We start from the raw sequence: 3,622 nt of genomic DNA on the forward strand, positions 1-3,622 counted from the left end.
CGCCTTCTCCGCCAAGCGGCTGTACGAGACGGGCCTGCGGAAGGGGCCGTCCACCGGCAAGGGCCACTTCGCCTGGATCGCCGCCGAGGAGCTGACCGGCGAGGCCGTCGCCCGTGCCCTCGCCGAGGGGCCGTACGGCCGCTGCGTGTACGCCTGCGACAACGACGTGGTCGACCACCAGGTGGTGAACCTGGAGTACGAGGGCGGCGTGACCGCCTCCTTCACCCTGACCGCGTTCACCCCGATGGAGCAGCGGCACACCAGGATCTTCGGCACCCGGGGCCAGCTCACCGGCGACGGCCGCCATCTGGAGCTGTACGACTTCGCCACCGAGGAGCGCACCGCGATCGACACCCACGCCGAGGGCGCCTCCGCCGGCGAGGGCCACGGCGGCGGCGACCGCGGGCTCGTCGACGCGTTCGTCGCCGCGCACCACGAGGGCCGGCCGGAGCTGCTGCTGTCGGGGGCGGCCGAGAGCCGCGACTCCCACCGCGTGGTGTTCGCGGCGGAGGAGGCGCGGCTGACGGGGACGGTCGTCAGGCTTTGAATCCTCCCCCTCGTGGGCGAGGGGGATTCCTGGCTCAGGCTGCCTGCGGGAGCGGCGCTCCCGGAGGTCTTGCGCCCTCGGCACCAGCCGGGTTGAGACCAGCCCGGAGGAGTATCACGCGGGCGGAGTTCTTGTCCCTGGGGGACACGGCTCCGCACGCGGTGCAGTCCATGGTGGTGTGCGCGGGATGGACCAGGCGGATGTCCCGCCCGTGCTTGCGGCCCGTCCCGATCAGGGCCTGTCTGGTAGCGCCGATCGCGGCGTCGGCCGCCTTGCGGGCCATCGTGGTTTTGGCGAGGAACTTCGGCCGGAAGTCCTCCACCGCGATCACGTCATGGTCTCGGACCACGTGCTTGGCCCACTTGCGAGCGGTGTCGGTCCGCTGCCGGGCCACCTTCCGGTGCAGCTTCGCGGCCTGCCGCTTGGCCGTGCGGTAGCCCTTCGACGCGGCCTGACCCTTCGCGGGCTTCCTGCGGGCCATCATCCGCTGGTAGCGGGCCAGCTTCTGCGCGGCGCTCTTGCCGTGCCGCGGGTGCGGCAGATCGTGGGCGTCGGAGGTAGTGGTCGCGGTCTGTGCCACGCCCCAGTCCACGCCCAGCACCCGGCCCGTCGCGGGCAGCGGCTGGGCCTCGGTGGCGACGACGAACGAGGCGTACCAGTGCCCCACCGCGTCCCGGTACACCCGCACCGAGGACGGCACGGACGGCCCCGGGCGGTGTAGTTCAGCGTCGGATCGGCGTCGCGCTTCTTCTTGTGCCGGGGCATCCCGGCCCGCCGGCGCACCGGCAGCTTCGCCGTGGTGTCCTTGAGCGCCTTGGCGCGGGACGTGGCGAAGTCCCGGATGGTCTGCTGCTGCGGCACGCTCGGGCCCTCACGCAGCCACGGCGTCGCGGCGCGGGCCCCGGTCAGCATCTTGTCCAGCTGTGCCGGCCCGCACGTCAGCTTGTCGTCGGGGTGCGCGGTGTTGTGCTGGTGCACCTGACGGGACTTGGCCACGCATTCGTTCCACACCCACCGGCAGCGGTCCCACTCGGCCAGCAAGGCAGTGCGGGCACTCGACGACACACGAAGCCGGAAGGTGTACCGGGCACACCCGGAACCCTTCGCCGTCGCCACCGCAGCCATGCACCCGAACCTATCCGGGAGCACTGACAATCGACCCCGAACGATCTCCGACCTGGTGACCAGGGCAGCGGCGGTCAGGGCAGCGTCAGGATGTCCGCGCCGGTCTCCGTGACCACCAGCGTGTGCTCGAACTGCGCCGTACGCCTGCGGTCCTTGGTCACGACGGTCCAGCCGTCGTCCCACATGTCGTACTCGTGCGTGCCGAGCGTCAGCATCGGCTCGATGGTGAACGTCATCCCCGGGCGGATCACCGTCGTGTGGTGCGGGCTGTCGTAGTGCGGGATGATCAGCCCGCTGTGGAACGAGCTGTTGATGCCGTGCCCGGTGAAGTCCCGCACCACGCCGTAGCCGAAGCGCTTGGCGTACGACTCGATGACCCGGCCGATGATGTTGACCGCACGGCCCGGCTTCACGGCCTTGATCGCGCGGTTCAGCGCCTCCTGCGTGCGCTCGACCAGGAGCCTCGACTCCTCGTCGACGTCACCGCACAGGTACGTGGCGTTGTTGTCGCCGTGGACGCCGCCGATGTACGCCGTGACGTCCAGGTTCACGATGTCGCCGTCGCGCAGCACCGTCGAGTCGGGGATGCCGTGGCAGATGACCTCGTTGACGGAGGTGCACAGCGACTTCGGGAAGCCGCGGTAGCCCAGCGTCGACGGATACGCGCCGTGGTCGCAGAGGTACTCGTGCGCCACCCGGTCCAGCTCGTCCGTGGTGACACCGGGCGCGATGTGCTTGGCCGCCTCGGCCATGGCGCGCGCGGCGATCCCGCCCGCGATCCGCATCCGCTCGACCGTCTCGGCGTCCTGCACCTCCGCGCCCGTGTACGGCGCCGGCCCGGCCTTGCCCACGTACTCCGGGCGCGGGATCGACGGGGGGACGGGGCGGGTGGGGGACAGGGTCCCGGGGACGAGCAGCGACTGGCCAGACATGACAGCGAGTGTATCCGTGGCCGATGGGGCACGATGGCGGGCAGATGCTCTGCCCGCCCTGGATGACCTGTGGAGTGAGTGCCGTGGCGCTGTTCAAGAAGAAGACCGTCGGGAAACCGGGCGAGTGGTACTACTGCCTCGAGCACAAGAAGGTCGAGGAGGGCCCGGAGTGCCCGGCCAAGAACCGGCTCGGCCCGTACCCGACGCCGGAGGCCGCCGCGCACGCGATCGAGATCGCGGACGAGCGCAACGAGGAGTGGGACTCCGACGCGCGCTGGAAGGACGAGAAGGAATCCTGAGCGGTTCCGGCGAGGTCCGACACCTCGCCGGAGGCGCCCGGCTCAGGCGGCGGCCGCCGCCTCGCGCTTGGTCCGCAGGGCGACCGCGTGCTCGTTCGTCCTGGAGTCGTACGACATCAGCGTCGGCAGACACGTCGCCAGGAGTCCCACGGACACCACGCACAGCAGCCCGCCGGACCACACCGACGCGCGCACGCCCGTGACGGCGGCCGCGCCGCCGGAGCGGACCTGGCCCAGCTGCGGGCCCACGGTGTACGACAGCAGCTCGATGCCGGCCAGGCGGCCCCGCAGCTCGTCCGGGATCGTCTGGTTCCAGATCGCGCCCCGGAAGATGCCGCTGACCATGTCGAAGGACCCGCCCAGCGTCAGGAACAGCAACACGAGCCAGACGTTGTCCATCAGGCCCGCGGCCACCGTGCACGCGCCGAAGCCGGCCGCCGCCACGACCACCATCCGGCCGTGCCGGTGGATCCGCGAGGTCCAGCCGCTGGTGAGGCTCACCAGCATCGCGCCCGCGGGGAGCGCCGCGTACATCAGGCCCAGCGACCACGGCGCGTCCAGCTCGTCCGCGAGGAACGGGAAGACCGCCAGGCAGAAGGCGAAGAACATCGCCGACAGGTCGATGGCGTACGTCCCGAGCAGCTCCTTGCGGCTCCAGGCGTAGCGCGCGCCCTCCGCGATCGCGGCGAGGGACGGCTTCGCCGCCTCGTGCGCCGCGG

3 protein-coding genes and 2 pseudogenes are annotated in these 3,622 nt (G+C 71.4%); 2 read left to right on the top strand and 3 right to left on the bottom strand.

Annotation, left to right across the window (positions count from 1 at the left end; translation table 11 throughout):
* A pseudogene (locus tag AB0M28_RS40095) lies at positions 1 to 547 on the top strand (gfo/Idh/MocA family oxidoreductase); the annotation flags it as partial.
* 34 nt (positions 548 to 581) lie between these two features.
* Here AB0M28_RS40095 and AB0M28_RS40100 read toward each other — a convergent pair.
* Both AB0M28_RS40100 and map read right to left on the bottom strand, forming a co-directional pair.
* A pseudogene (locus AB0M28_RS40100) lies at positions 582 to 1,672 on the bottom strand (transposase).
* Between the two features lie 74 nt (positions 1,673 to 1,746).
* Positions 1,747 to 2,604, bottom strand: a complete 858-nt coding sequence (gene map / locus AB0M28_RS40105) for a type I methionyl aminopeptidase (RefSeq protein ID WP_365415723.1) — start codon at positions 2,602 to 2,604, stop codon at positions 1,747 to 1,749.
* An 83-nt stretch (positions 2,605 to 2,687) separates the two neighbouring features.
* On the opposite strand from map, the gene AB0M28_RS40110 reads away from it, so the two are divergent.
* Positions 2,688 to 2,903 (top strand): hypothetical protein, encoded by a 216-nt coding sequence (locus AB0M28_RS40110; protein ID WP_365415725.1) that lies wholly within the window; start codon positions 2,688 to 2,690, stop codon positions 2,901 to 2,903.
* A 42-nt stretch (positions 2,904 to 2,945) separates the two neighbouring features.
* On the opposite strand, the gene AB0M28_RS40115 is transcribed toward AB0M28_RS40110, so the two are convergent.
* The coding region (locus tag AB0M28_RS40115; protein WP_365415727.1) for an MFS transporter at positions 2,946 to 3,622 on the bottom strand (677 nt) is incomplete at its 5' end.

Source organism: Streptomyces sp. NPDC051940, assembly GCF_040680895.1.
Taxonomy (GTDB): domain Bacteria; phylum Actinomycetota; class Actinomycetes; order Streptomycetales; family Streptomycetaceae; genus Streptomyces.

What these genes read in the sequence shown, in the direction of transcription:
- map (WP_365415723.1), bottom strand. Translation starts at nt 2,604, where the DNA reads ATGTCTGGCCAGTCGCTGCTCGTCCCCGGGACCCTGTCCCCCACCCGC.